Source organism: Pontibacter ramchanderi (assembly GCF_002846395.1).
GTDB classification, from domain to species: Bacteria; Bacteroidota; Bacteroidia; order Cytophagales; family Hymenobacteraceae; genus Pontibacter; species Pontibacter ramchanderi.
This window is the reverse complement of the sequence record NZ_PJMU01000003.1, coordinates 152,850-178,863: the sequence shown is the minus strand read 5'-3', so window position 1 is coordinate 178,863 and position 26,014 is coordinate 152,850. Positions and strand designations below refer to the sequence as shown.

At 52.8% G+C, this 26,014-nt stretch carries 16 protein-coding genes; 8 read left to right on the top strand and 8 right to left on the bottom strand.

Annotation, left to right across the window (positions count from 1 at the left end; all coding sequences use genetic code 11):
• Window positions 1-166: 166 nt before the first annotated feature.
• The 5 genes from BD749_RS13440 to BD749_RS13420 all read right to left on the bottom strand — a co-directional run bounded on the left by BD749_RS13440 (window position 167) and on the right by BD749_RS13420 (window position 5,769).
• Window positions 167-1,600 carry a Gfo/Idh/MocA family oxidoreductase gene (locus BD749_RS13440; protein WP_101445128.1) on the bottom strand — a complete coding sequence of 478 codons (1,434 nt, stop codon included), beginning with the start codon at window positions 1,598-1,600 and terminating at the stop codon, window positions 167-169.
• Window positions 1,601-1,629: 29 nt separating this feature from the next.
• The gene (locus BD749_RS13435) at window positions 1,630-2,340 is read right to left on the bottom strand and encodes a carbohydrate-binding family 9-like protein (protein ID WP_101445126.1); all 711 of its coding nucleotides are present in this window, start codon (window positions 2,338-2,340) and stop codon (window positions 1,630-1,632) included.
• A gap of 4 nt (window positions 2,341-2,344) precedes the next feature.
• Window positions 2,345-3,502, bottom strand: a complete 1,158-nt coding sequence (locus BD749_RS13430; RefSeq protein WP_101445123.1) for a phosphotransferase enzyme family protein — start codon at window positions 3,500-3,502, stop codon at window positions 2,345-2,347.
• Window positions 3,499-4,419: a nucleotidyltransferase family protein gene (locus BD749_RS13425; protein ID WP_101445121.1), complete on the bottom strand. Its 921-nt coding sequence runs from the start codon at window positions 4,417-4,419 to the stop codon at window positions 3,499-3,501. Before BD749_RS13425 ends, BD749_RS13430 begins: the two co-directional genes overlap by 4 nt.
• 309 nt (window positions 4,420-4,728) lie before the next feature.
• Window positions 4,729-5,769 carry a LacI family DNA-binding transcriptional regulator gene (locus tag BD749_RS13420; RefSeq protein ID WP_101445119.1) on the bottom strand — a complete coding sequence of 347 codons (1,041 nt, stop codon included), beginning with the start codon at window positions 5,767-5,769 and terminating at the stop codon, window positions 4,729-4,731.
• A gap of 669 nt (window positions 5,770-6,438) precedes the next feature.
• Here BD749_RS13420 and BD749_RS13415 point away from each other — a divergent pair.
• A complete protein-coding gene (locus BD749_RS13415; RefSeq protein WP_180336410.1) occupies window positions 6,439-9,477 on the top strand; it encodes a SusC/RagA family TonB-linked outer membrane protein in 3,039 nt (1,012 codons plus the stop codon).
• A gap of 24 nt (window positions 9,478-9,501) precedes the next feature.
• On the top strand, window positions 9,502-10,995 hold the full coding sequence (locus tag BD749_RS13410) for a RagB/SusD family nutrient uptake outer membrane protein (RefSeq protein WP_101445115.1): 1,494 nt from the start codon (window positions 9,502-9,504) through the stop codon (window positions 10,993-10,995).
• Window positions 10,996-11,170: 175 nt separating this feature from the next.
• On the opposite strand, the gene BD749_RS13405 is transcribed toward BD749_RS13410, so the two are convergent.
• Window positions 11,171-12,307, bottom strand: a complete 1,137-nt coding sequence (locus BD749_RS13405) for a formylglycine-generating enzyme family protein (protein WP_101445112.1) — start codon at window positions 12,305-12,307, stop codon at window positions 11,171-11,173.
• Window positions 12,308-12,469: 162 nt separating this feature from the next.
• Entirely contained in the window at window positions 12,470-15,625 is a 3,156-nt protein-coding gene (locus BD749_RS13400; protein ID WP_101446606.1) for a glycoside hydrolase family 2 TIM barrel-domain containing protein, read from the bottom strand.
• 191 nt (window positions 15,626-15,816) lie between these two features.
• Here BD749_RS13400 and BD749_RS13395 point away from each other — a divergent pair, with 191 nt between their 5' ends.
• Window positions 15,817-17,283 (top strand): arylsulfatase, encoded by a 1,467-nt coding sequence (locus tag BD749_RS13395; RefSeq protein WP_245869196.1) that lies wholly within the window; start codon window positions 15,817-15,819, stop codon window positions 17,281-17,283.
• A 44-nt stretch (window positions 17,284-17,327) separates the two neighbouring features.
• Complete coding sequence (locus BD749_RS13390; protein WP_101445108.1) at window positions 17,328-19,706, top strand: glycoside hydrolase family 95 protein; 2,379 nt, start codon at window positions 17,328-17,330, stop codon at window positions 19,704-19,706.
• A gap of 16 nt (window positions 19,707-19,722) precedes the next feature.
• Here BD749_RS13390 and BD749_RS13385 read toward each other — a convergent pair whose 3' ends face one another.
• Window positions 19,723-21,267, bottom strand: a complete 1,545-nt coding sequence (locus tag BD749_RS13385; protein WP_101445106.1) for a hypothetical protein — start codon at window positions 21,265-21,267, stop codon at window positions 19,723-19,725.
• 166 nt (window positions 21,268-21,433) lie between these two features.
• Here BD749_RS13385 and BD749_RS13380 point away from each other — a divergent pair, with 166 nt between their 5' ends.
• From BD749_RS13380 to leuB, 4 genes are read left to right on the top strand one after another with little or no spacing between them, the layout of a single operon-like run.
• Window positions 21,434-22,600, top strand: coding sequence for a 2-isopropylmalate synthase (locus BD749_RS13380; RefSeq protein WP_101445103.1), 1,167 nt, complete (start codon window positions 21,434-21,436; stop codon window positions 22,598-22,600).
• A gap of 1 nt (window position 22,601) precedes the next feature.
• Complete coding sequence (gene leuC, locus BD749_RS13375; RefSeq protein WP_101445101.1) at window positions 22,602-23,996, top strand: 3-isopropylmalate dehydratase large subunit; 1,395 nt, start codon at window positions 22,602-22,604, stop codon at window positions 23,994-23,996.
• Window positions 23,996-24,592 (top strand): 3-isopropylmalate dehydratase small subunit, encoded by a 597-nt coding sequence (gene leuD / locus BD749_RS13370; protein WP_101445098.1) that lies wholly within the window; start codon window positions 23,996-23,998, stop codon window positions 24,590-24,592. Before leuC ends, leuD begins: the two co-directional genes overlap by 1 nt.
• Window positions 24,580-25,698 carry a 3-isopropylmalate dehydrogenase gene (gene leuB / locus BD749_RS13365; protein ID WP_101445096.1) on the top strand — a complete coding sequence of 373 codons (1,119 nt, stop codon included), beginning with the start codon at window positions 24,580-24,582 and terminating at the stop codon, window positions 25,696-25,698. Before leuD ends, leuB begins: the two co-directional genes overlap by 13 nt.
• Window positions 25,699-26,014 lie beyond the last annotated feature (316 nt).

Genomic DNA, 26,014 nt, shown 5'->3' with positions numbered 1-26,014 from the left:
ATATAGATTAAATCTTATACTACCTGTGCATTAAGTTACCCGGGAAGTTAAAAAAATCTGGCGAACAAGGCACCAAAAGCGCCAATGCCCCGCGCTCAGGGAGCCGGGGCATTGAAATCAGCTGTTATATTGCTGGGGCTGATCTGCAGACCAGTTCGTCGAAATGCTAGATTCTGACATTAGTAGTGCCGGCTCCCTGCAGAGAGATATCAACGGGGGCGTTCTTTTGCCATGCACCGGCCGTAAAGTCGGGCACATCGATGGAGTTGGATCGATTCGCTACAGACCACTCGCTCAACAGACCTACTGCCGTCCACGAGGCGGCATCATACACATCCTGATCCAGAGGAAGTCCGTTTCGGAGGCAGTCGATCAGGCGCCACTCCATGAGGAAGTCCATGCCGCCGTGTCCTCCGATCTTCTTGGCCATCTCGCCCAGTTTTTTAATGATCTCCGGTGTGTACTTCTCTTCCACAGCCTTAAACTCCTCTGGTTTGAGCCAGCCGTTGTGGCTGGTGGCGATCTTTCTTTCAGGCCACTTCCGGGCAATCGCTTTGGTGCCGCTCACCAGGTGGATGCGGGAGTAGGGGCGCGGGGAAGTGACATCATGCTGGATCATGATCGTTCTGCCTTTTTTGGTGCGGATGGTGGTGGTGTTCATATTGCCGCGGTACGTGTCCTGCACAAAAGGCTTGTAGAAGGAATCCGTCGCTGCCAGTCGCTTGGCTTCTTCGTACATCTGGAAGTCGTCGGTAGACACCGACACCAGATAGTCCATCAGGTCACCCCGGTTGATGTTCATGATCTGGCAAATAGGGCCTAAGCCGTGCGTGGGGTACAGACTGCCATTGCGGGTCATGTTTTCCTTCAGGCGCCACATTCCCTCGTAGCCGTTTTTGTCGAAGTTCAGGTCAAGCAACTGGTGTATGTAAGCACCCTCTCCGTGAATGATTTCACCGAAGTAACCCTGGCGGGCCATGTTGAGCGTGAGCATTTCAAAGAAGTCGTAGCAGCAATTCTCCAGCATCATACAATGCTTTTTCGTGCGCTCAGAGGTTTCTACCAACTGCCAGCACTCTTCTATGGTAACGGCGGCCGGCACCTCAACGGCAACGTGCTTGCCATGCTCCATGGCATAGAGGGCCATCGGCGTGTGCGTGTCCCAGGGGGTGGCGATGTAGATGAGGTCAATGTCATCTCGCTCGCACATTTTCCTCCAGGCGTCCTCACTGCCTGCGTACAGGGTGGGCTTGTGTTCCGGGTTGGCTTCAGCCAATTTTTTTTCTACTGCCTGTGCTTTTGCAGGCACCAGGTCGCAGAGGCCTTTGATCTCGACACCTTCGATGCGGTTCATGCGCATAACCGCACCGGGCCCCCGCATCCCCAGCCCTATATAGCCAACACGCACCTTGTCGAGTTTTGGGGCCCGGTAGCCTGACATGTTGAACTGTTGGGTGTAGGAACGTGCTGCTTGCTGTTTCGTTGGGTCATTAGCTGCTTGAGTAGTTGCAGTCGCGCAGCTGCTCAGTAGCCCGGTTCCGGCCAGGCCAATACCAGCCAGGCCGGTTAGTTTAAGAAAATCTCTGCGGTTGTTGCTCATGGTAATTTCTTTAAGTCCAGGTGATATGATTAAAGGGTTTTCGATGCGCTGGAAAAGCAAAGGCCGGTAGAATGCTCCGTAGGGTGATATGGTGCCTCCATAAAGTTAATTCTTCCAAAGTATTCTGGTAAGTGAAAGTCAGGCGCCGGAGCTTCCACAGCAGTCCAGGTCATGTAGTGGGGAATGGGGAGCTCATCTCCGCACTTGTAAAAGTTGGCGCGTACCTGAGTCGCTTCCAGTTTTGCTAGGGCGTGCTCCGAAAACACGTCAGTCGGAATCACGAGCGTAAGTTGCCATGTCTTTAAGGGAGCATTTTCATGACCTGCGCGCAGGGATGCCATACGCCTGATTTTAGCTATCGTCTCTGCAGGTAACAATCTGCGGGTTTGGCGGTCAGAACCAAATTCAGCCAGGCAGGTGCCAAGACAGTTGAACTCCAGGTTATAATAGGCCGTTTCTCCCTCAAACGCGATGAAAAGCTCGACACAGGTGTCCTTATATACTGGGTCGTTGGTGTTCCGGTATTTTGCCTGAATGGCCTGTTCGGTTACATAGTACTTTAGAAAGATGCATGCGTTGTTGTGGGCCATGGCAAAAGATGCTATGGTCCCATTCTCGTGAGCAGACCATGGCGTGTTTTCTATACGCTCCGGCGCTAACTTGTCCAGTTCGGAAGAAACCAGTTGCATGGGGCTGTCTTGCCGCAGATGGGGCAGAAGAGGGACGTTTAAATGATGCATCACTTTAGCTGATTTTTTGGGTGTCAGTATGTTGGCAGGCCTGATAGATCTCTTGAATGATACTTTGAAGCAATCCGGATTTTTCTTCCAGAACTTCAACTAACCTGAACTGTGCCCTGGCCCGCTGCAGGTTGTGGTCCGGCGCGTGGATTTTATAGTAATGGTCACCGTCGATGTAGTCTGTCAGAAAACGAAGGCCCATGATGAAGGGTAAAAGTGTGAGGCCAGGCGATAGGGACGCGATTTCAGCATCTGTGAGTGAGGCGTGTGTCTCCTCCAGAAAACCCTGCGTGAAGCTCCTGAACAAGCCCAAATCGATGTCGATTCGGTCAAGGTTTTCTTCATCTTCGGGCGATGTGACGGCGGTGGTACGGATGGCATCCCCGTAATCATAGGCGACAAAGCCTGGCATTACCGTATCCAGGTCAATGACACACTGCGCCTTGTCCTGGCGATCGAGCAGCACGTTGTTAAACTTGGTGTCGTTGTGTGTGATCCGAAGCGGGAGCTTTCCCTCGCGGCCTAGCCTCAGGAGTGCCGTCATCTCGTACGCGCGCTGCTTTACAAACGCTATTTCCGGTTGCACGGCTTTTACCCTTCCTACCCTGTCTTTCACCAAAGCTGCTTCGAATTGCTTTAGCCGGTGCTCCACGTTGTGAAAATCAGGTATAGACTCGTGCAGCAGGTGAGCGTCCATGTCGGCGAGCAGGGCCTGGAACAGCCCAAAAGCCTTACCTCCTTCGTAAGCCTGTTGTGTGTTTTCTACCAGGTCGTAACTGCGCGTTCCCTGCAGCAAGAGGTATAGCCGCCAGAAGTTGCCGGCTGGGTCCTCAAAATAACTCCTATGCTGCCTTGTTGGAATGAGCGTTAACACTTCTTTGTCGGGTTCACGGCCTGGCATGGCGGCGAGTTTTTTGCGGAGGTGCGCAGTAACCAGCTCGATGTTGTCCATTAGTTGGGGGACGTTCCGGAAAACATGATGATTGATGCGCTGTAGCAGGTAGTCAGGCAGAGTGAGAGACTGGTTCTGCACGTAATAGGTGTCATGTATATGCCCCGAACCATATGCCTTCACACTGGCTACACTCCCTTCTATGAGGAAATGGGACAGGATCTCTTTCAGGTCTTCCGTAACCGGAGTACTAGCTTTTGTTTTGCTCATGGTATGGTTGTCCATAAGTTTTCAGGGTAGACGGCACTGTCTACCAGTTCCTTGATTCTTGCAATTGCCGTTGGTTTATCGTCAGGATAGGTGACTCCAAACCATCTTTCAGGTGAGGGTAGTACGCGAACCTGTGCCTCACCATGCGCAATCATTTTGTTAACAACTGCTGGCAGGTAGAATTCGGCTTTTAACTCCTGGCCTCTATCATTTAGAAATTCCTTCAGATACTTCTCAAAATAGGGAAACACCGTGGGCTTGAAGGCCATGAGATTCATCGACACTATTTCATCGCCCTGCAACTGCGTGCAGGTTGCACCCTCATCCTGCACCGTAATTTCCCCGCTGGACGACTGCACGATCTTGGTTAGCTCCGTTAAGGATGAAAGCGAGTTGTCCGGGGCAAAAGAGCAGATGCCGCGGGATACGCTTCCATGCTCCGACAAGGTGTTTGATAAGGTAAATCCCACAAGACCATGCTTATGATCCAGCGTGCTGTTCTGTAGAAAATCTACAACCAGTCTGAACGATTCATAGCCATAGAAATCATCGGCATTTATAACTGCGAAAGGCTCCGCAATAAGGCGAGAGGCTACCCAAACGGCATGACCAGTTCCCCAGGGCTTTTCTCTTCCTGCAGGTACTTCATAGCCCGTCGGTAGCATGTCCAGTTCCTGTGCTACATACACAACAGGTATGTGAGCAGGCAGCCTTGACTGCATGACAGCCTTGAACTCATCAGCGATGGATTGCCGGATGATAAAGATGATTTTGCCAAATCCTGCTCTGATCGCATCATGGATGGAATAGTCTATGATGGTTTCCCCGTTTGGCCCAAAGCCATCCAGTTGTTTCAGACTGCCATACCTTGACGCCATACCGGCTGCTAAGATCAGTAGAGTCGGACGTTTATGCATGCTATATAAGATAGAAATAAAGACAAGCCTCCATGGTTTTAGAATAAAACCAAAAACTGAGACCGTCGGTAAAATAAATTGCTATAATTATGAGGTTCCCGGCACTACTTATCAGCATGTTGAGACACTCTTGACCGTATTGTTCCTAAATGTATAGCCTCGTACGATATAAAGCAAGAAATTTTCGATAATGTTTACGAACACGCACTTGGTTTGTACGATAACGCACCCATATTAATAGGGCTATCATGTCTTTATATAATTAAGATTGTCGGAAAGGGTAATGTGGCGATGTTTGGGAGTTCGGGCCTACTCTAATTGCTGATCCTTCCCTTGTTTGTCTACTAGTTGCGACTCTACCAAGACATTGTAGTAGGCCTGCTGCTTCGGTTCCTTTTCTCTTGAGTTCAGAAGGTCCAGCAAGATCTCGGTAGCTTTCTGCCCCTGTTGGTAAGGGAATTGCTCAACAGAGGCCAAAGGAGCGCAGGACATGTAACTGGTTATCGGGAGATTGGCATAACTAACGTACTCTAGCTCTTCGTTTATCCTGATGCCAAGTTTACGGGCATATTGCATGGCATAGAGCCAGACATAATCGTTGAAAGTGACGACAGCCGTGACTTTGCGCCGGTTCGCCAATAGTTCATCCAATGCCTTTTGCGTACTGACCTCTGTCAGATCACAGTTTACAAGCAGGGATGGGTCGAACTTGAGCCTATTTTTGAGCATGGCTTTTATGTAACCTTCCCGTCTCTGCTTACTGGCAAAGAGGGTGTCAGGACCATTGATCATGCCAATGGCACGGTGCCCTTTTTTTAGAAGGTAGGATACGGCTTCTACGGTGCCGGTCTCTAAATTACAGGAAACAGAGTGAATGTTGTCCAATGCAGGGATCCTGTCAAAGAAAACGACAGGAATGTTGTATTTGCTCAGACTATTGAAATGCTCGAAAGAGGAGGTGTTTTTTGAGATGGACACCAACAAGCCGTCTACCCGGTGGTGCTTCATCTTCTCTACCAGTTGTTTCTCTTTCAATTCGTCGTCATGGGATTGTGCCAGCAGCACCGTGTAGTTACGCTTATAGGCTGTGTCCTCAATGGCGCTGATGGCCGCTGAAAAGAAGGCCTCTGAGAGTTCCGGTAAAATAACGCCGATGGTATAGGTTCTGCCTTGCTGAAAAAAAATAGCCGTCTGGTTCCGCTCATACTGCAGTTCCTTAGCTAGTTTTTTTACTTTTTGTGTGGTAGCCAGCCCTATGCTTGGGTGGTCATGTAGCGCCCTGGAAACTGTAGAGGTGGAGACCTCTAGCAGTTTGGCGATTTCCTTTATCGTAACGGGCTTTGCTGGCATACAGGTAACGAATGGTGCATTAAAAATAGGTATAATGCATGGCAATGCAAATGGAATCGGAAGCTTTTAAAAAGAATGAATAAAAATATCAAAATTGTTGTGTGTTCGTTAACATTTTGTATATTTGTTTTAGTCTCTTATCATAAATTACTAGATTGATTTGTTAATTAGGGAAAAATAGCCTCTGCATTTGCTGAGGCTATTTTTGTTTATAGTACCTGTAAAAGGCCTTCCTTCTGCTGACTCGTATTGAGCTGAGTCATCTTAAAGCCCCATATAGTCTCCTAGTGTTCAGCAGCCATGCTAGCCTGTTGAATATCAGGAGGCTGTCTTGTTTCTGCTGCCGGATATGCCATACTTCTGAGCCCGATCCTTTAACAATAACCTATATGTATGTTCGCCTATCCACTGGTTGAGCCAGGTATCGGTTTCATGCCTGAGCGGACTTTAACAAACGTTTGCGCTGTGATACTAGTCATGAAAATAGCATAAGATCTATTTTTATTTCTAAATTAAGGCAAGCGTTATCGAACACGCTTCTTGAGTCCAACCTGATCCTCTAACCACTTAACCTAATAACGTATGCTTGAAAACTACAGTAAAGGTGGAGCTATTCTCAGCAGAATGCTTCATCATCTTAAGAAAAGGGGCCAAAAGTCCCTCCAATCGTTGCCACTACTGGCAAGTTTGGTTTGGTTTACCTTTGCCTCCGGTCCGGTGCTTGCACAGCAGAAGCAGCAGATAAGTGGCAGTGTAGTAGATGAACGCAATCAACCTTTGATCGGATTGACTGTTGTTGTGAAGAACACTACGACGGGTACCGCCACGGATGCAGCTGGAAACTTCACCATCGCGGCAGCTCCAACAGATGTGCTGGTCTTCTCTTATATAGGATACCAGGTACAGGAAGTACCGGTTGGGAGTCAAACGACCATCCGGGTCAAGATGGCAACAGATGCCCAAAGTTTAGATGAAGTTGTAGTGGTGGGCTATTCCAGCCGTTCCCAATCTGAACTGGTGAGCTCTGTTTCCGTGGTGAGCGGGGAGAGGTTACGGGATGTCACCAGTAACAACACTGCTACCCTGCTGCAGGGCAAAGCCTCCGGCGTTGTGGTATCAAGTGCCAGTGGGCAACCCGGTGAAGCGCCCTCCGTGCGCATCCGCGGCACTGGCTCCATTTCGGCCGGAGCGGAGCCGCTCTACGTGGTAGACGGTGTGATTGGCGGTACGGCAAACCCAACAGACATTGAAACCATTACAGTACTGAAAGATGCCGCTGCTACTGGTCTCTATGGCTCCCGGGCGGCCAATGGTGTGATTGTGATTACTACCAAACGCGGAAAAGCTGGCAAGACACGGGTTTCTTATAATGGAAGCTCCGGGATAAGCCGCCGCACGACAGGTAACTTTGAGGTGATGGATGGGCAGCAGCTTTTTGACTACACCAGTCAGATGTACCAGAACGACTACACCGGTAAGCGCAGCAACCACATTGCCACCCTGAGCAAAACAACGCCCAACCCCTCAGAATCGGAGATTAACGCCTACCTGGCTTCCCGAAATTTTCCGCTGACATACGCGGATTATGTAAAGGGCGTATTGCCGAGTCAACCCGGTAATACGGATTGGCTGGACGAGGCATTCCGGACGGGGCTTACGCATAATCACCAGCTTTCCGTATCAGGAGGTTCTGAAAAGACCCGTTTCTACCTGAGTGGCAACTACTTTCAGGAAGAGGGCACGGTGGTGAATACGGCTTATGAACAAACCAACTTCAGGGCCAATATCACACACGACATCAACACGAACCTGACCTTGACGGCCCGGGTGAATACGCAGTTTTCAAACAGAGACTATGATCCCTCCGGCGCGATCTACCAGTCTTTTATCAACCTGCCTTGGGACAACCCCTATAACGAGGATGGCTCCATACGCTATGTCGACGCCGGCAGCAGCGACTGGTACGGCCGCGACAGAAGTAATTTCCTTTTTACAGGCCAATACAACTACAACAAGCGAAGGGGACAGACATTGGACGGGGACCTGAAGCTTGAGTACAGGGTAACCGACTGGCTCTCTTTCGCCACTACCAACAGGTATAGTGTGGGGAACGTACGCGCTGAGTCCAACAACGACTCCAGAACGCCGGGTGGAAGGTCAGTTAACGGCTCTTTGAGCAATTCCTACAGCTACAATAACAGCTTCTTGACTTCTAACCTGCTGACCACTAACCACCAGTTTGGGCTGCATAACGTGCGCGGGATTCTGGGAGCAGAATACCAATCCAATTACTATGATGGAATGAGTGCGACGGGACAGGGCATTTTCCCTGGTCTGGAAGTATTGGACGCCATTGCCAAACCAGTTGCCATGGGGGGCAGCAAGTCCGAAAGTAAGTTTATGTCCGGTTTTGTGAATGTGGACTATGACTACGATAGCCGTTACTTTACAACAGTATCTTACAGAAGAGACGGATCCTCTCGCTTTGGGCAGGACAAACGTTTTGGAGATTTCTACTCCATCGGTGCCGCCTGGTCCATTTCCAACGAGGATTTTTTCCAGGACTATGCCACTACGGTTAACCTCCTGAAGGTGAGAAGCAGCTACGGGGTGACGGGTAATGCCAATATCGGGGACTTTGCTGCCCTGGACCTGTACCAGTTCAACGTGCAGTATGCCAACCAGCCGGGGGGCTTCCCACGACGTCTCGTGAATCCGAACCTGACCTGGGAGAAAGCCCATACCTTTGACATCGGACTGGAGGTGGGCCTGCTGGAACGCATGCGCCTCTCTGTAGATTTCTACAACAGAACCAACAAAGCCATTCTGCAGGATGTGCCGCTCTCGTCCGCCACGGGATTCTACTGGCAGACGCAAAACATCGGATCTGTCAGAAACAAGGGGGTAGACATCGAGCTGAGCACCCAGAACCTGAAGGGAGCCTTCGTGTGGGAGACAGACTTTAACCTGTCTGTTAACCGCAACGAGGTCCTGGAACTGTACGGTGGGCAGCCGATAGAGCGGGGCAACCAGCGCATTGAGGTCGGTGAGCCGATCGGGTCCTGGTACATGCGCGACTGGCAAGGCGTGGACCCGGCTACCGGGGCGCCGCTCTGGCGGCTGCGGAGGTATGATGCCGAAGGCAATTTTGTAAAGGATACGGTCACAACCTCTTACAACAATGCCACACGCGTTTATACAGGTACATCCGTTCCTAAATTCTCAGGTGGTTTCCGCAATACCTTCGCCTACAAAAACTTTACTCTCTCAGCATTTTTCAACTTCGTGTACGGCAACAAGGTCTACAACTACAACCGCGAGCTTTTCGATGCCGATGGAGCCTATCCGACCTATAACAGCATGGTACTGCAGGATGGCTGGAGCCGCTGGGAGAAAGAAGGTGATATCGCCACGCACCCCAAAGCTGTGCTGAATGGCAATCTTGCCTCCAACAAAACCTCGTCGCGCTACCTGGAAGACGGCAGCTACCTCCGCCTGCGTAACATCAACCTTTCCTATGACCTGCCAGTCGCCCTGGCTGGCAAGCTACGAGCCGAGAATGTGCGTGTATATGTCAGTGGGGACAACCTGTGGACCTGGACTAACTTCTCCGGAATGGATCCGGAAGTGGACCTGAGTACGGGTTCCTCTGTCACCAGATACCCCATCAGCAAGAAGCTGATGCTCGGTGTAAATATCGATTTTTAGTCCTTAACCTTTAAAGCTTTTGCCATGAAACTGACACTCAGAAAATATATAATCCCGGCTCTGGTGAGTGCGGGCATGCTCAGCGGTTGCTCCGAAGACCTGGAAGTGAAGCCTTATGATGGGATGACCATTGACCAGACCACCAGTACCCCTGAGGGCCTGAAAGCGGCTACCATCGGTAACTATTCCTACTTGAAAGACAGCTACTATGTGCGCAATTTTCACATGCTCACAGAGTATGCTGGTGATAATGTAGCGCTCAGCGGAACCACCACAGACCCGCTGTTCTATGCCTACAATTACCAGCACCTGACCTCGATGTCCATTACAACCAACTTTTTCAGGAAGGCCTATCAGGCAATATATGGGACCAATGTGGTGATAGAGAATCTGAAAGAGGGTCAGTCAGCTGAATTGGACCAGATACTGGGGGAGAACTACTTCCTGCGGGCAATGGTGCACTTTGACCTGGTCAATATTTTTGGCCGGCCATATGCGCAGGACCAGGGGGCATCTTTGGGCATAATGATCCGGGACAATACAGATATCAACGATCTGCCCGCCCGCAGCACAGTTAAGCAGGTGTACGAGTTCGTTTTAAAGGATTTGGAAAAGGCAGCAGCACTGATGGGCAGCAGCAAAAATAGCAGCTTTGCCTCGAAAGAGGTCGCTTATGCGCTGCTGTCCAGGGTATACCTGTATATGGAGCAAAATGAACAGGCGATCGAATATGCTGATAAGGTCATCAATTCCGGTCGCTACAACCTGCTCGGCACGGCCGACTTGCCCAAGTATTTCTCCTTGGCCAACGAGGGCAATAAGGAAACGATTTTTGCCATTAAGCACACCATACAGGACGACAGGGGCTGGGGCTCCCTTGGTTCCATGTACCTGAGCGACGGCATGGGATACGGAGAAATGTATGCCTCTGCCAGCTATCGCAACCTGATAGACAGGTTTCCGGAGGACCGGCGCAGGGAATTCATTGTACCGGTATACCTGAAAAATGCGGACGGCTCCATACAGACCGGCTCCGATGGTAAACCGCTGCTGGCTTCCAGAAACGGGTATGCAAAATATTTTATAACCAAGTACTCTTACCAGGAAGGCGTCGTGACGCTGAGTTCTCCTGTATACCTGCGTCTGGCAGAAATGTATCTAAACCGGGCAGAGGCCCATGCCAAGCTAGGTAACACGGAAGCTGCGCTGGCAGATGTGAACCTGATCAGGCAACGGGCCGGCTTGACGGGTGATGCGCTGTTCTCGGCCTCTAACATGATGGGCTATGCCAGCGTGCTGGATATAGTGCTGGACGAGCGACGGCTGGAACTGGCGTGGGAGGCGCACCGAAAGTATGATGTATTTCGCAATAAGCGGACAATGTACCGCAATTATCCAGGCACGCACCTGCTGTCCGGGCAGACAACGCAGGAGATCCCTTACACACATCCGCGGGTAGTCTTCTTTATACCCGAAGAGGAGATTATCCTGAACCCCAAACTCGTGCAGAACCCTTAAAGAAAGTATTGAGACAATAGTAGAAAAAAGTAAATATTATTTTGCGTGTTCGATAACATTTTATACTTTTATATAAAATAAAGGGACAATTTTATTTGCAAAGTGAGCTTTTGCAAAGTAGGAGAAAGGCCTCTGGTATTCCAGAGGCTTTTTTGTTTCAGTGCAATAAATAAACTCAGTCCTTGTCCCGCACACATCTGAAGCCCAGATGCTCCAAGCTGCTGTCCTCGGTGCTCTTCATGCGGGCGGCCACCCTGAATCCGGAGCAATAACTGTCGTGGCAGAGGAAAGACCCGCCACGCATCACTCTTTTGGAGGTGGCATAAGGTTCATCCGGGTCAAAGCTCCGGTTTGGGCCGGTCGGGTTTACTGAAGTGCCGCCGCTTGTGCGGTACTGCTGGCTGTGGTACTTGTCGGCGCACCACTCCCATACATTGCCTGCCATATCGTAGAGGCCATACCCGTTTGGGGCGTACGACCGGACAGGCGCCGTGCGGTCATAACCATCCTGCGCTGTGTTTTCTGTCGGGAAACGCCCGTTCCAGGTATTGGCCCTTGTTCTACCTGATTCAATGCCTTCATTCCCCCAGGGGTAAATATAGTCCTGCTTTCCGCCCCGGGCAGCCCATTCCCATTCGGCCTCTGTCGGGAGGCGTTTGCCTGCCCACCTGGCATAGGCCTGCGCATCGTGCCAGGAGATGTGCACCACAGGATGATTCTCCTTGCCCTCTATGCTGCTGCCCGGGCCCTGCGGTTGTTTCCAGTTGGCGCCTTCCTGCCATGTCCACCAACTGGCGAAGTTGCGCAGGTCGGTTTGTCCTGCAGGCGCCCTGAAAACCAGGGAAGCGGGCACCAGGAGGCTTTCGTCGGGCTTGGGCGTGCCGGGCGGTAGCTGCTGTTGTATCTCCTGCCAGTCGGGTTTCTGTTCGGCGGTGGTGACATAGCCCGTGGCTGCCACAAAGCGGGCGAATGCCGCGTTCGTCACTTCGGTTTCATCCATCCAGAAATCGCTCACTTTTACCTGGTGCTTCGGGTACTCATCCGGGCGGGCCTGGTCATTGTCGGCCCCCATCCGGAACGTTCCGCCCTTTACCAGCACCATGCCTTCAGTTTGCTCCGTCGCTGTTCTCTGCGCGGTGGGTGCTTCCTCCCGGGGGCTGGCCGCTTGGAAGCGAGATGGCATGGAGGAGTGGCAGCATGGGGCAGCCGTGTCTGCGGACGATGCCCCAGCCTGGCGCAATTGTGCGGGTTCTGAGTTGCAGGAGAGTAGTGCGGTAATGGCGAGTGCAGGGGTAAGGCGGATGAATTTCATAAGAGTAAATTACGAAAGTTGACCGTACAATTCAAAACTTTGAGTGATCGTACACGCAATAGACTTGCCGACACCAATGTATTCCTCAACCTTTATAGACAACAAAGGGAAGGTATGCAGTATACCTTCCCTTTGTTATAGAACTGGTACCGTACTGGCTCCTTATCGTAGCGGTTTGATCCAATAGCTGTACTGGTGCTCCTTGTAAGGTATACGGTACTGCTCCAACGGCTGACTTCCCCAACTGTCCATGCCCTGCATGCCGGTCTGCTGCAGGTCTACATGCATGTAAATGCGGTCACGCTTCTCTAGCTCTCCCGAGTGGTACTGCTTTTTGTCCTGCTCGGGGTCCAGGTCGTCGAGGGAATAGGGCAGGGCGGCAAAATTGAGCAGGCTGTCGGCAAACTCAAACCGCAGTCCTTTGCCTTTTTTGTTGGTAAGCTGTACCCAGCGCACATCGCTCTTGTTGCCACTCTCCTGTGGGCGGGCGTAGGGGAAGTATTGGTCGTCCAGATTTTGTTTGTATAGGCCTACAAAAGAGGCCGTCTTGCGGTCCCAGTAGTTCTCCCATGGGCCGCGGCCATAATACGCAATGTTGTCCAGAGACTTGTTGAGTTGTAGGTTGTTACCCACACGCAACAGTACTTTGTGATCACCTTTCAGGGGCTTGATGCTCGTCTCTACCTTCAGCGTACCGTCGTTGTATACCGTGAACACTTGTGCTGTGGCTGCATCGCCATCCACGACTTCCTTTTCAAACCGCACCTCGTAGCCATTGGTCGTTGGGCTATGCTGTGCCTTGGACAGCTTGCCGGAGTCGTAGGCCTCGCGCCACATGCGCTTTGATTTGTTGTAGCCAGCGCCGATGTCGTTGTCGGTAGGGGCACGCCAGAAGCTTGGTTTAGGCCCTTGCTGCAGTAGCGTTTCACCATTCAAGGTATAGCTGCTCAGGATGCCGTTCTTCTTGTCAAAGCTCACGGTAAAGTCCCTGCCGGTCAGTACCAGGTTGTCGCCATTGTCGCTCACTTTCAGGGTTCCTTTGCCACCGGCAGCCACTGTGGCAGGCTGTAATACAGGGCTTAGGGCAAACTGCTCTGTAGCGATTTCATAGCCCTTCGGCAGGAACGGTTCAGCCGCCTTCAAGGTATAGCGCACATTCAGGAAGTACTCCCGGCCTTGTTTCTGTTCTTTCTTCAACGACAGGGCTACCGGAATGCTTTGTTGCGGCAGCACGTGCAGGTCTTTTACGGTCCCTTTCTCGATGACCTTGCCATTCTCCAGCACCTCCCAGCTCAGTTGGTAGTTGGCCAGGTTTCGGAAAAAGTAGCCATTGCGCACCTCCAGAGAGCCGTTGTTATACCTTGTCTTGATGTGCTGGTAGACCTTTTTCACCTCAATGGCCATGGGCGTGAGGTTGCGATGGGCCGTCACTACCCCTTTGATGCTGAAGTTGTTGTCGCTGATGTTGTGGTTCACGGGGCCCTCCAGCGGGAAGTCGCCGCCGTAGGCCATAATGCGCTTGCCGTTTCTCACCGTGTCGATGGCCTGGTCGATCCATTCCCATATAAAGCCGCCCTGCAGGTACGGTTGCGTCTCGATCACGTCCCAGTACTCCTGGAAATTGCCCAGGCTGTTGCCCATAATGTGTGCGTATTCACTCATGATCAGCGGACGGTCGGGGTTACTCTTGGCAAAGCGGGCCAGCCAGTTCGGGCTTGGGTACTGTGGCACCAGTATGTCGGTGTTGTAGTCCCACTCGGCGCGCTCGTACTGCACCGGGCGGAAGTCCTTTGCCTTGAGCCAGTCGTAGATCTCGTAGAAATTGACGCCGTTGCCCGCCTCGTTGCCCATCGACCAGGTAACCACCGACGTAAAGTTCTTGCTGCGCTCGTACATGCGGGCCACACGCTCAAAGTGGGCATTGCGCCAGGCCTTGTTGTTGCCCAGAGTATACTGCAGGTCGTAGCCGATGGCGTGCGATTCGATGTTGGCTTCCTCTATAACATACAGGCCATATTGGTCGCAAAGCTCCAGCCAATAGGGGTCGGGTGGGTAGTGGGAGTTGCGCACGGCATTCACGTTCAGCTTCTTCATCATCTCCATGTCCTTGCGCATGTCTGCCTTGCTCAGCACGTGGCCCCTGGTGGCATGGTGCTCGTGGCGGTTCACCCCCTTGAGGAACACCCGCTTGCCGTTCACCAGAAAGTTCCTGTCTTTGATCTCCACCGAGCGGAAACCCACGCGTTGCGGCACCACTTCCAGCACCCGGTCATCTTTGTCCTTCAGGGTGATGTACAAGGTATAGAGGTAGGGTGTTTCAGCAGACCAGGCGCTCACGTTCGGTACAGTCTGCCGGAACTTCACCTCCCTTTTGTAATTGCCCAGTACCTGCTGCGCACCCTGGGTTTTGTCTGTGAATATTGTTTTGCCGGCGGCGTCCACCAGCTCGATCTCGATGGCGAACGTATCGGCTTTGCTGTGCAGTGTCTTCTGGTCTATCTTGTAGTTATTGACTTCGGCTGTCAAGTCGAACACGCCGTTGGTGTAGCTGTCGTCCAGGATGGCGGTCACTTTGAAGTCGTGGATATCGAGTTTTGGGGTGGCGTACAGGTATACATCGCGCTCTATACCTGAAATCCGCCACATGTCCTGCGACTCCAGGTAGCTGGCATCGCTCCAGCGGTATACCTGCAGAGCCACCAGGTTCTCGCCTTTCTTCACGTAGGGTGTGATGTCGAACTCAGCCGCCAGTTTGCTGTCCTCGCTGTAGCCCACTTTCTCGCCGTTCACCCAGATAAAGAAGGCCGACTTCACGGCACCCAGGTGAATGAACACCTGGCGACCGTCCCAACTCTCGGGCAGGGTGAATTTTTTGCGGTATGAGCCCACGGGATTGTTGTCCTCGGGTATGTCGAGGGGTGGGTTCAGCTTGCCGCCCCGCTTGGCGTGGCCCGCGAATTCCGTTGGCTGGTTCACGTAGATGGGGAGGCCGTAGCCGTTCAGTTCCCAGTTGGCGGGCACTTTAAAGTTGTCCCAACTGGCGTCGTTGAAATCGGTTTTGTAGAACTCGGTCGGGCGCTTTCTGGGGTCCTGCACCCAGTTGAATTTCCAGGTACCGTTCAGCGAGAGAAAGAACTGAGACTTCTCCTTTTCCTTTTGCTCGGCCAGCGCCCGGTTTTCGAAGGCAAACGAGACTGCCCGCATCGGCATGCGGTTGAGCTCCACCACCTGGGGCGTGAGAAGCTCGGAAGGCAGCTGCTGGGCGTGAAGAGACGTGAAAAGAAAGAGGGCAAATACAAACGCATAGAGTTGACGCATGATGATAAAGGACTGAGAGCTAAAAATTCGGATGGACTGCTGGGGCGCCTGAGCTGCAAGCATCCGGGCAGCCAAGCCCATACGGTAATTGTTTTCTTAAATTAGAAAGAAGCGTGCACAAATCGGCACACAAAAGCTACACAATCGTTTGCGTAACCGTTGATTTCGCGCTTGGAGAAATATTAGCTACTTTGAAAGCTATTAACCCCGGAGTTACACAAGCCACCATCCGTATGAAGCTGCGCCCTGCCCGCCTGTTGTTGCTTTTCCTTATGATTCAATTCTCCTGCCGCACAGCCGCGCCAGAAGCGGAGATAGGTTTCGAAACGACAAAGCCAAATATCATCTTCATTCTGGCCGATGACCTGGGCTATGGCGATACCGGCCCCTACGGACAAACCAGAATCCAGACCCCGAACCTGGATAAAATGGCAGAGAAGGGCAAACGCTACACACAGTTCTATGCCGGCTCTACCGTTTGCGCGCCCTCCAGGGCCGCACTGATGACGGGGCAGCACACGGGCCATACCTACATCCGTGGCAACGGCGAGGTACCTTTGCGTGAGACGGATGTGTCGCTGGCAAAATGCATGCAGCAAAGCGGCTACACGACCGCCCTGTTTGGCAAATGGGGACTGGGGCTGGAGGGTACCACAGGCGTGCCGGAGAAACAGGGTTGGGATTTCTTTACCGGGCACCTGCACCACTTGGAGGGCCACAAACAACAGGCCGACTCGCTGTGGCGTTTGGCCAATGGCAGAAGCACCAAAACACCAGTGCCCCAGGGCACTTACGTGAACGAGACGATCACCCAGGAGGCCCTCGTCTTTATACAGACACAGAAGCAGAACCCGTTTTTTCTGTACGTGTCCTATACCTTGCCCCACGCCGAGCTTAATGTGCAGGACACATACCTGCAGCGCTACCTGACCGCAGACGGCGAAAGCGTGTTTGCCCCCGAGACCCCGCAGCCCGAAGGGCAATGGTACGGACCACAGCCCTACCCGAAGGCGGCATATGCGGCCATGGTGACGACGTTGGACGATTATGTGGGGCGGATACTGAAGAAACTGGAGGAGGAGGGCCTGGCCCGTAATACCCTGGTTATCTTCACCAGTGACAACGGCACCCACATTGAGGGTGGGCGATCGCTGGCAGATGCCCTGGAGGCGCACCGAAGCAGTGGACCTTTGCGGGGCGTGAAACGCGACCTTTATGAAGGAGGCATTCGGGTGCCTTTCATCGCCTATTGGCAAGGGAAAGTGCAGCCTGGTACAACGAGTGAGCATATTGGGGCTTTCTGGGACTTGCTCCCCACGTTCACGCAACTGGCAGGGGACACTGCCGCCCCCGCGGGTACCGATGGGGTCTCCATCGTGGCAGACCTGCTGGGCAGGGGCAAGCAGCAGCAACACCCAGCCCTGTACTGGGAGTTCGGGGAGGGGGGCTTTAAACAAGCTGTGCGGCAAGGCGACTGGAAAGCCATCCGCTTCTACCATAACGGCAAACCCGAACGCACCGAGCTGTACAACCTCCAATCGGATATAGGGGAGCAACATAACCTGAGTGTCGCCAATCCACAAAAAGTAAAAGAGCTGGAGGAACTCATGGACCAGTTGCGCGTGCCAGCCGAGCATCCTCTTTTCCGGATAAAGTAAGCATAGCACCTGCCCGGACACATTGCTTTAAAACCGCTTGTTACATGATATACCGCCTCTCAGTACGCTCTAAGTTCTTTTTGTTCATCCTATACCTGGCTGTGCTGGCCTTGCCGGCTAAGGCGCAGGACAAGTCCTTAAGACTGTGGTATGACAAGCCCGCCACCGACTGGATGCGTGAGGCGCTGCCGATCGGTAACGGCTACATGGGCGTGATGTTTTTCGGAGGAGTGGGGGAGGAGCAGCTGCAGTTTTCGGAAGGGACACTGTGGGCAGGAGGCCCGCACGCCAACCCGGACTACAACTATGGAAACAAGCCTGATGCCTGGAAACACCTGCCGGAGATCAGGAGGCTGATCGGTGAGGGAAAACTGAAGGAAGCCAACCAACTGGCGCAGCGGTACCTGACCGGCGCAGCCCCGACCAGATTGGCGAAGACCACCGAGTGGGGTGACTATGGCGCGAATCAGACCATGGGTGAGCTGTATGTGAAACCAGGCCACGGAGACGTGCAAGTGCAAGGCTATCGCCGCGAGCTCGACCTAAGCACGGGTACCGGCAGCGTGCAGTATCAGATCGGGAAAAATAAATACAGCCGCCTATATTTTGGCAATTACCCTAGGGGAGTCATGGTGTATGCCTTCACCTCCACCAAGCCCGAAAGCTACACGATCGCCTACAAAACACCTCACCCCAAAGTAGTGGAACAATTCCAGGACGACGTTTATTCCTTCAGAGGGCATGTAGCCGACAACTTGCAGGAGTTTGAAACAGCTTACCGTATCGTTACAGACGGCAAGGTAAGATATACCGATGGAGTAGTCGAGATCAGTTCTGCCAGATCGGTGCAGGTCATCCACACGGCTGCCACAGACTACCTGCTGCAATACCCTCATTACAAAGGCAACGACTACAAAGCCCTTGTGGCACAACGGCTGGATGCCCTGAAAAAGACAAGTCTGCAAAGCCTCCTGAAAGAGCATACCCGGGACCATACCCGTCTGTTCAACCGGGTAGCGCTTACACTGGAAGGGGTGCAGCACAACAGCCTGCCGACAGATGTACGCCAACAGAATTATTACCAGGGGGCGGAAGACCGGGGCCTGGAGAGACTCTACTTCCAATACGGCCGTTACCTGATGATCGCTGCTTCCCGGCCAGGTACTATGCCGATGCACCTGCAGGGCAAGTGGAACAACAGTGTGAACCCGCCTTGGGCTGCCGATTACCATACCAACATCAACCTGCAGATGCTCTACTGGCCCGCTGAGGTGACAAACCTATCAGAGTGCCATGTTCCCCTGCTGGATTATACGGCCGCTCTGGTAGCACCCGGCCACCAGAGCGCTAAAGATTTTTTCAACGCCCGCGGCTGGGTGGTGAACACCATGAATAATGCCTACGGCTATACTGCGCCGGGATGGGAGCTACCTTGGGGTTTCTTTCCGGGAGGGGCCGCCTGGCTGGCGCAGCACCTGTGGGAGCATTATGCCTATACCCAGGATGTGGCTTACCTGAAACGGCAAGCCTACCCGGTGATGAAAGAGGCCGCCCTGTTCTGGATGGACTACCTCACGCCGGACAGCAGTGGCTTTCTGGTTTCGTCACCTTCATATTCGCCTGAACACGGCGGTATCTCGGGAGGTGCCTCCATGGACCACCAGCTGGCCTGGGATGTGCTCAACAATTGCATTCAGGCTGCCTCCATTTTGGGGGATGATCAGGATTTCGTCGCGCAGGCCCAACAGGTTAGGGACAGGATTTTGGCACCGCAAATTGGCAGCTGGGGCCAATTGCAGGAGTGGAAGGAGGATGTGGACGACCCGAACAACAAGCATCGCCACGTGTCGCACCTGTTTGCCTTGCACCCGGGCAGGCAAATCTCTCCGCAGGAAACACCCCAGCTCGCCGAAGCCGCCAGGGTGAGTCTGGAAGCCAGAGGCGACGAAGGAACAGGTTGGTCACTGGCCTGGAAGATCAACTTCTGGGCACGCTTGCGGGACGGCGACCGGGCGCATAAGTTATACCGCATGATCCTCAAGCCGGCAGGAGGCGCTTCCAATGCTGAATCCTTTAGCGGCGGTTCGGGGTCCTATGCCAACCTGCTGGACGCTCACCCGCCCTTTCAGCTGGACGGAAACATGGGGGCTACCGCCGGCGTGGCCGAGATGCTGATGCAGTCGCATGCTGGTTCACTAGAGTTGCTGCCCGCGCTCCCTGCAGTGTGGCAGTCGGGCGAGGTGAAAGGCTTGAGGGCACGAGGCGGCTATACTGTAGGTATAAGATGGGCTGCGGGCAGACTGCTCCAGGCTAGTATACAAGCCGACAAAACCGGTGAATGCGTGCTGACTTACCAGGGCAGGCAACTGCGGGTTCCGGTAAGCGCCGGCAAGGTGGTACGAGTACGTCTGAAAGACTTTTAGCACAACTGCCTCGGGCTTACCGCATGGACTTAAATTTACGCTGCATCACCTCCTGCACCGGTATGTTCTCTATCTTACTTTCAAGCCAGGAGATGATATCCAGGTAGAGGAAGGGTCTTCGTTCAAAGGGATTGGCCGCTATACCTTCCAGCTTATATTTGAGCGATACAAAGGCATCTTTAAGTTCATGCGGCGCAATGTCACCCACTTTGCGCAGGAATCGAAAGATCTCCACCTGCATCTGCTGTTGGTCGTTCATTTTGCCCAGAAAATGGTAGACCGACTTGATCTGGTATTCCAGTGCCTCGTCTTCCCCAGCCTCGTAGTGGGCGATCAGGTTCAGAATACGGGCAAAGCATTGCAGGTCTTCCCGCAGGCTGAGGTCCTTAAAACGAATGATCTTGTTGAGGTACTCAATTGCCTTATGGTTATCCCCGCTGCCAAAGTAAAGGCTGGCGATCTTGAAGTAAAAGATCAGCTTGCGATGCGGGTCGAGTTGCGCCTTAAAATACTCTAACTTTTCCAGAATATCGGGTACCAGCTCCAGCCCCTCCGTAAACCGGCCTTCCATAAAGTGTAGGTTGATACGGTTTGTCTCGATGTAAAGGAACAGGAGCATTTCGGTGTTGGGGCTGATGCGCCTGTTTTCGTCGGCAGAAAAGTCCTCGAGTTGCTGCAGTATTTCTTTGAATTTACTATGGTATTGCAAGTTGAACAGGGCGGCCAGCAGGTTGTGAAGACCCTTGATGTAGAGCAGCGTTTGTTTTTCCTGCATGGCGGGATTGTCCTGGAACAGATCCACCCACTTTTGCGCGTATCGGTAGGCTGCTCTGAAATCCTGTACAATGTAATAGTACCATACATGTGCCTGGTAAAAATGAAGTCTTTCGAAAAAACCGGCATTTCTTAGCTGGATTTTGGGCAGCTGGGTTTTAAAATAAGTTGTGATTCGCTCGTAATCCTCATCGTTGCGGGCGTGGCCTACTTTTATGTAGAGCCCATATAGGCGAAGTCCCAGGTTGGAAAGCTGATGTAACTGTGATATGTGGTCTGCAGTGCGCATAGTCTCCTCCGACAGGGCGTCTGCCCTCCCCGCCAGACTCCGGGTAATGTACTGCGACTCAATCATCTTCTCAAAGTCAAGCGCCTCGAGTGCAATGTGGTGCATCTCTGCCTGCTGCGCCTGCATTTTTACTTTCTCCAGCATTTTCAAACTCTGCTGATACAGGCCCCTGTTGTAGAGCACACGGGCATAGTCCAGCTGCTCGCGCAGTTGGATGTCCATGTTCTGGCCGGCGTGGTACAGGCGCAGGCTGGACAGCACGTTTTTGTACAGATTCGCTTTCATGTTGGCGAGCTGCGTTTTCTTGAGAGCCGGTGCCAGTGTCAGCACTTTCTCTTCTTCGTAGGTGGGCAGGCTGTCCAGCGCATCGAACAGTTGCAGAAACTTTAAACCCTCGGTAGCTCCCTGCCGCTTGGCAAAAAGACGGAAATGCCTCTTCTCAGATTTGGTCAGTGATTTTACCAATTGAAAAACTGGATCTGTCGTTTCGGTAGCCATTGTATTTTTGGGTAAGTTAAGCTGGTGGTTATCAAGCGATTGGAGCAAGAAAGTCCAGTCTTGGAAATAGTAGCCTTATCTGGAAATCGTTTTTGGAGGTGCCGGTTTTGACCTTAATTGCCCTCCAAAGTAGAGAATTTTCAGCAATACAGAAATCAAATTAATTATGTCGGTCCAGAAAATACAAATCTTTGACACCACGCTGCGGGATGGCGAGCAGGTGCCCGGCTGTAAGCTGAACATGGATGAAAAACTCGTGATTGCAAAGCAGTTAGAACTCCTGGGGGTGGATGTGATCGAGGCCGGTTTCCCGGTTTCGAGTCCGGGAGATTTTGCGGCGGTGAAGGCAATTGCTGCCCAGACGAAAGATGTCACGGTCTGCGGCTTGTCCAGGGCAGTGGAGCAGGACATCCTGACGGCTGCGGAGGCCCTAAAGCCAGCCCGGCGCCCGCGCATTCATACAGGTATAGGCACCTCTGAATCTCATATTACGCACAAATTGCGCAGTACGCAGGACAACGTACTGGAGCGTGCGGTTGAAGCCGTGCGTATGGCCAAGAGATTTGTAGAGGATGTGGAGTTTTATGCCGAAGATGCCGGCAGAACCGATAACGTGTTTCTGGCCAGGGTATGCGAAGCAGCCATTAAAGCAGGTGCCACCGTGCTCAACATACCTGATACGACTGGCTACTGCCTTCCGGAAGAGTACGGTGCCAAGATCAAATACCTGGTGGAGCATGTGAAAGGTATAGAGAAGGTGACACTCTCGACGCACTGCCACAACGACCTGGGCCTGGCTACAGCCAACTCCATTGCGGGGGCCATTAACGGCGCACGGCAGATCGAGTGTACCATCAACGGGGTGGGAGAACGTGCCGGCAACACCGCGCTGGAAGAAGTGGTGATGATCATGCGGCAGCACCCTTACCTCAATCTGCAGACCAACATCAACAGCAAACTGCTCTCCGAAACGTCGGCCATGGTATCGCATATGATGCGCATGCCGGTGCAGCCCAATAAGGCCATCGTTGGAGCCAATGCTTTCTCGCATTCCAGTGGCATTCACCAGGATGGCGTGATCAAGCACCGCGAGACCTATGAGATCATTGATCCGCGTGATGTCGGCGTGCTGGACTCTTCCATCGTGCTGACAGCCCGATCAGGCCGCGCTGCCCTGGCCTTCCGCCTGCAGAAGATCGGCTACAACTTTGATAAAAACACGTTGGATAGAGCCTATGCCTCTTTTCTGCAGGTGGCAGACCGGGCGAAAGAAGTGCATGACAAGGATCTGCACGTGTTGGTAGAAAAGGAAAATCTGTTAGTGGAAAACTAGGATGGGTAAGACATTATTTGACAAGATCTGGGACGCCCATGTAGTGCGTTCTATACCAGGTGGCCTGGGTGTATTTTACATCGACAGGCACCTGATACACGAAGTAACCAGTCCGCAGGCGTTTGATGAGTTGGAGGCACGCCAGTTGTCCTTGCACAACCCGGCGCAGATCGTGGCCACCGCTGACCACAATGTTCCTACCCGTAACCAGCATCTGCCGATTCAGGATCAGCTGTCACGGTTTCAGGTAGATAAGCTGACTTCCAATTGTGAAAAGTATGGGGTGGAGCTTTTTGGCCTGGGCCACCCGAACCAGGGCATCGTGCACGTGATCGGTCCGGAGTTGGGCATCACGCAGCCCGGAATGACCATCGTATGCGGCGATAGCCATACCTCCACCCATGGCGCTTTCGGGGCAATTGCTTTCGGTATAGGCACCAGCCAGGTGGCGCAGGTGATGGCCACGCAGTGCCTGCTGCTCAGCCGTCCTCGTAAGATGCGGATCTCCGTGGAGGGTGAACTGCGCAAGGGCGTGACCGCCAAAGATCTGATCCTGTACGTGATCGCCAAACTGGGCACTGGGGGTGCAACAGGGTATTTTGTAGAGTATGCTGGCAGTGCTATCCGCTCGCTGAGTATGGAGGGGCGCATGACGGTGTGCAACATGAGTATCGAGATGGGCGCCCGCGGCGGCATGATTGCTCCCGACGAGACCACCTATACCTACCTGAAGGGCCGGCCGCATGCCCCGCAGGGTAAGCTCTGGGAACAGGCCCTGGCTTACTGGCGCACCCTTTATACAGAGGAAGGGGCAGAATTTGATGCTGAGTTTCACTTCGATGCGGCTGACATGGCCCCCATGATCACCTACGGCACCAACCCAGGTATGGGAATTGCCATCAATTCCACTATACCTGCCAGCGTGCCAGCCAATGAAGCAGTCAGCTTCGAAAAGTCCCTGCAATACATGGGCTTTGCGCCGGGCGAGTCTCTGCTCGGCAAGGAGGTCAACTTTGTGTTCATCGGGAGCTGCACTAACTCTCGTATCGAGGACCTGCGCCAGGTAGCGGCCTATGTAAAAGGAAAGCAGAAAGCCAGTCATGTGGAGGCGATCATTGTGCCGGGCTCGAAGCAGGTGGAATTGCAGGCCCGCGAGGAAGGACTGGACAAACTACTTGCCGAAGCTGGATTTGAGCTTCGTGAGCCGGGCTGCAGCGCCTGCCTGGCCATGAACGAAGACAAGATACCGGCTGGTGCTTACTGTGTATCAACTTCTAACCGGAATTTTGAGGGACGACAGGGGCCGGGCTCCCGCACACTGCTGGCCAGTCCGCTGGTAGCGGCCATAACGGCGGTGGAGGGAAAGATCGTGGACATAACTCAATACCTGAACTAATGGAAAAGTTTGAAATCATCCGGACGGGCGCTGTTCCCCTACCGATAGAAAATATTGACACCGACCAGATTATACCTGCCCGCTTTCTGAAGGCCACTTCCAGGGAAGGCTTTGGAGAGAACCTTTTCAGGGACTGGCGCTACAGCAGTAGCGGAGAGCCGAAACGAGATTTTGTGCTGAACAATAGCCGCTATAAAGGGCAGGTACTTCTGGCCGGCAAAAATTTTGGCTGCGGATCGAGCCGCGAGCACGCCGCCTGGGCCATTTATGATGCCGGGTTTCGGGTAGTCATCTCCAGCTATTTCGCCGACATCTTCCGGGGGAATGCCCTCAACAATGGCTTACTGCCCTTGCAGGTGACGGATGAAGTACTGCAGCGCCTGTTCGCGCTGGTGGAGGCAGACCCGCAGACCGAGTTTGTGATCAACCTCCCGGAGCAGGAACTATACCTGCCGGCAAGCGGGGAGCGCATCCCTTTTGCGATAGATCCTTACAAGAAAGAGTGCCTGATTAAGGGCTATGATGACATTGATTTTTTAGTGAGCCAGAAAGAGGCGATAACAGCATACGAAAGCACAAGAGCATGGATATATTAACTAAGAAGATTGTGGTACTGCCCGGCGACGGCATCGGACCTGAGGTCTGTGAGGAAGCCATTAAGGTGTTGGAGGCAGTAGCAGAAAGGTTTGGCCACCGGTTCAACTTTGAGAAGCACCTGATGGGCGCCTGCGCCATAGATGCAACAGGCAGTCCGCTTCCGCAAGAAACGCTGGAGGCCTGCTACTATGCCGATGCGGTGCTGCTGGGCGCCATTGGCGATCCGAAGTATGACAACGATCCTGCGGCCAAGGTGCGGCCGGAGCAGGGCCTGTTGCAGCTGCGCAAGTCGCTGGGGCTGTATGCCAACATACGCCCGGTGACAGCCTATGATGTGCTGCTGGACCACTCACCACTAAAGAATGAACGTATTGCCGGAGCCGATATGCTCATTCTCAGGGAGCTGACGGGGGGTATTTATTTCGGTGAAAAAGGCCGAACTGCCGAAGAGGCGTACGACCACTGTACTTATAACCAGGAGGAGATCACCCGCATTGCTCACCTTGCCTTTCAGGCTGCGGGGAACAGACGCAACAAACTGACGCTGGTGGATAAGGCCAACGTACTGGAAACGTCACGGTTGTGGCGAGAGGTGGTGCAGGGGATAGCAGCAAAATACCCTTCAGTTGCAGTAGATTACCTGTTTGTGGACAATGCCGCCATGCAGCTGATTCTAAATCCCCGTCAGTTCGACGTAATGCTGACTGAGAACATGTTCGGGGATATCCTTTCAGACGAAGCCTCTGTCATTGCCGGTTCGCTGGGTTTGTTGCCTTCCGCTTCGGTAGGGAATATCGTGTCGCTGTTTGAGCCGATCCATGGCTCTTATCCGCAGGCAAAAGGCAAAGGTATAGCCAACCCGATCGCAGCCATCCTGTCTGGCGCGATGCTGCTGGAGCACTTTGGCCTGCAAGAAGAAGCTGACGCTGTGAAAGAAGCCGTGCAAAATGCTTTGCGAAACGAGGTACTAACGCCTGAACTGAACACGGTCTCTCCGTTCACTACAGAGCAAGTAGGTAGTTTCATCGCCTACTGTGTGCTGGAGGACGTGGAGAGCGTGCCCCAAAAAGGGAACATTGAAGTAGGCCTGAGCACGATCATCTAACTAAAATAGCTGTACCCGAGGCTGTGAAGACAGATGCCAGGCGTATCCGGCTTATGAAAGTACTATGCTGGTAATCTGTCTGTTGGCAGCTTCGAATATTAGGTAACACATTAAAGAACAAGTCATAGCAAAGCAGATTTTTTAAAAAAATCTGTTGACAAGTTTGTCTACTGTCAAAAATGCGCTACTTTTGCCAACACCGTATGAAAAATCAAATCGCAGCCATCATTATTAGCATTATTAACCTCGTGGTAATTACACGAGGCAGGGAGATGGTTTGCTGAAACTGAATTGATATTATAAGTTATACTTTGGC

What these genes read in the sequence shown, in the direction of transcription:
- BD749_RS13420 (WP_101445119.1), bottom strand. Translation starts at nt 5,769, where the DNA reads ATGCCAGCAAAGCCCGTTACGATAAAGGAAATCGCCAAACTGCTAGAG.
- BD749_RS13410 (WP_101445115.1), top strand. Translation starts at nt 9,502, where the DNA reads ATGAAACTGACACTCAGAAAATATATAATCCCGGCTCTGGTGAGTGCG.
- BD749_RS13380 (WP_101445103.1), top strand. Translation starts at nt 21,434, where the DNA reads ATGTCGGTCCAGAAAATACAAATCTTTGACACCACGCTGCGGGATGGC.
- BD749_RS13425 (WP_101445121.1), bottom strand. Translation starts at nt 4,419, where the DNA reads ATGCATAAACGTCCGACTCTACTGATCTTAGCAGCCGGTATGGCGTCA.
- BD749_RS13385 (WP_101445106.1), bottom strand. Translation starts at nt 21,267, where the DNA reads ATGGCTACCGAAACGACAGATCCAGTTTTTCAATTGGTAAAATCACTG.
- BD749_RS13400 (WP_101446606.1), bottom strand. Translation starts at nt 15,625, where the DNA reads ATGCGTCAACTCTATGCGTTTGTATTTGCCCTCTTTCTTTTCACGTCT.
- BD749_RS13405 (WP_101445112.1), bottom strand. Translation starts at nt 12,307, where the DNA reads ATGAAATTCATCCGCCTTACCCCTGCACTCGCCATTACCGCACTACTC.
- BD749_RS13435 (WP_101445126.1), bottom strand. Translation starts at nt 2,340, where the DNA reads ATGCATCATTTAAACGTCCCTCTTCTGCCCCATCTGCGGCAAGACAGC.
- BD749_RS13430 (WP_101445123.1), bottom strand. Translation starts at nt 3,502, where the DNA reads ATGAGCAAAACAAAAGCTAGTACTCCGGTTACGGAAGACCTGAAAGAG.
- leuC (WP_101445101.1), top strand. Translation starts at nt 22,602, where the DNA reads ATGGGTAAGACATTATTTGACAAGATCTGGGACGCCCATGTAGTGCGT.
- BD749_RS13440 (WP_101445128.1), bottom strand. Translation starts at nt 1,600, where the DNA reads ATGAGCAACAACCGCAGAGATTTTCTTAAACTAACCGGCCTGGCTGGT.
- leuB (WP_101445096.1), top strand. Translation starts at nt 24,580, where the DNA reads ATGGATATATTAACTAAGAAGATTGTGGTACTGCCCGGCGACGGCATC.
- leuD (WP_101445098.1), top strand. Translation starts at nt 23,996, where the DNA reads ATGGAAAAGTTTGAAATCATCCGGACGGGCGCTGTTCCCCTACCGATA.
- BD749_RS13390 (WP_101445108.1), top strand. Translation starts at nt 17,328, where the DNA reads ATGATATACCGCCTCTCAGTACGCTCTAAGTTCTTTTTGTTCATCCTA.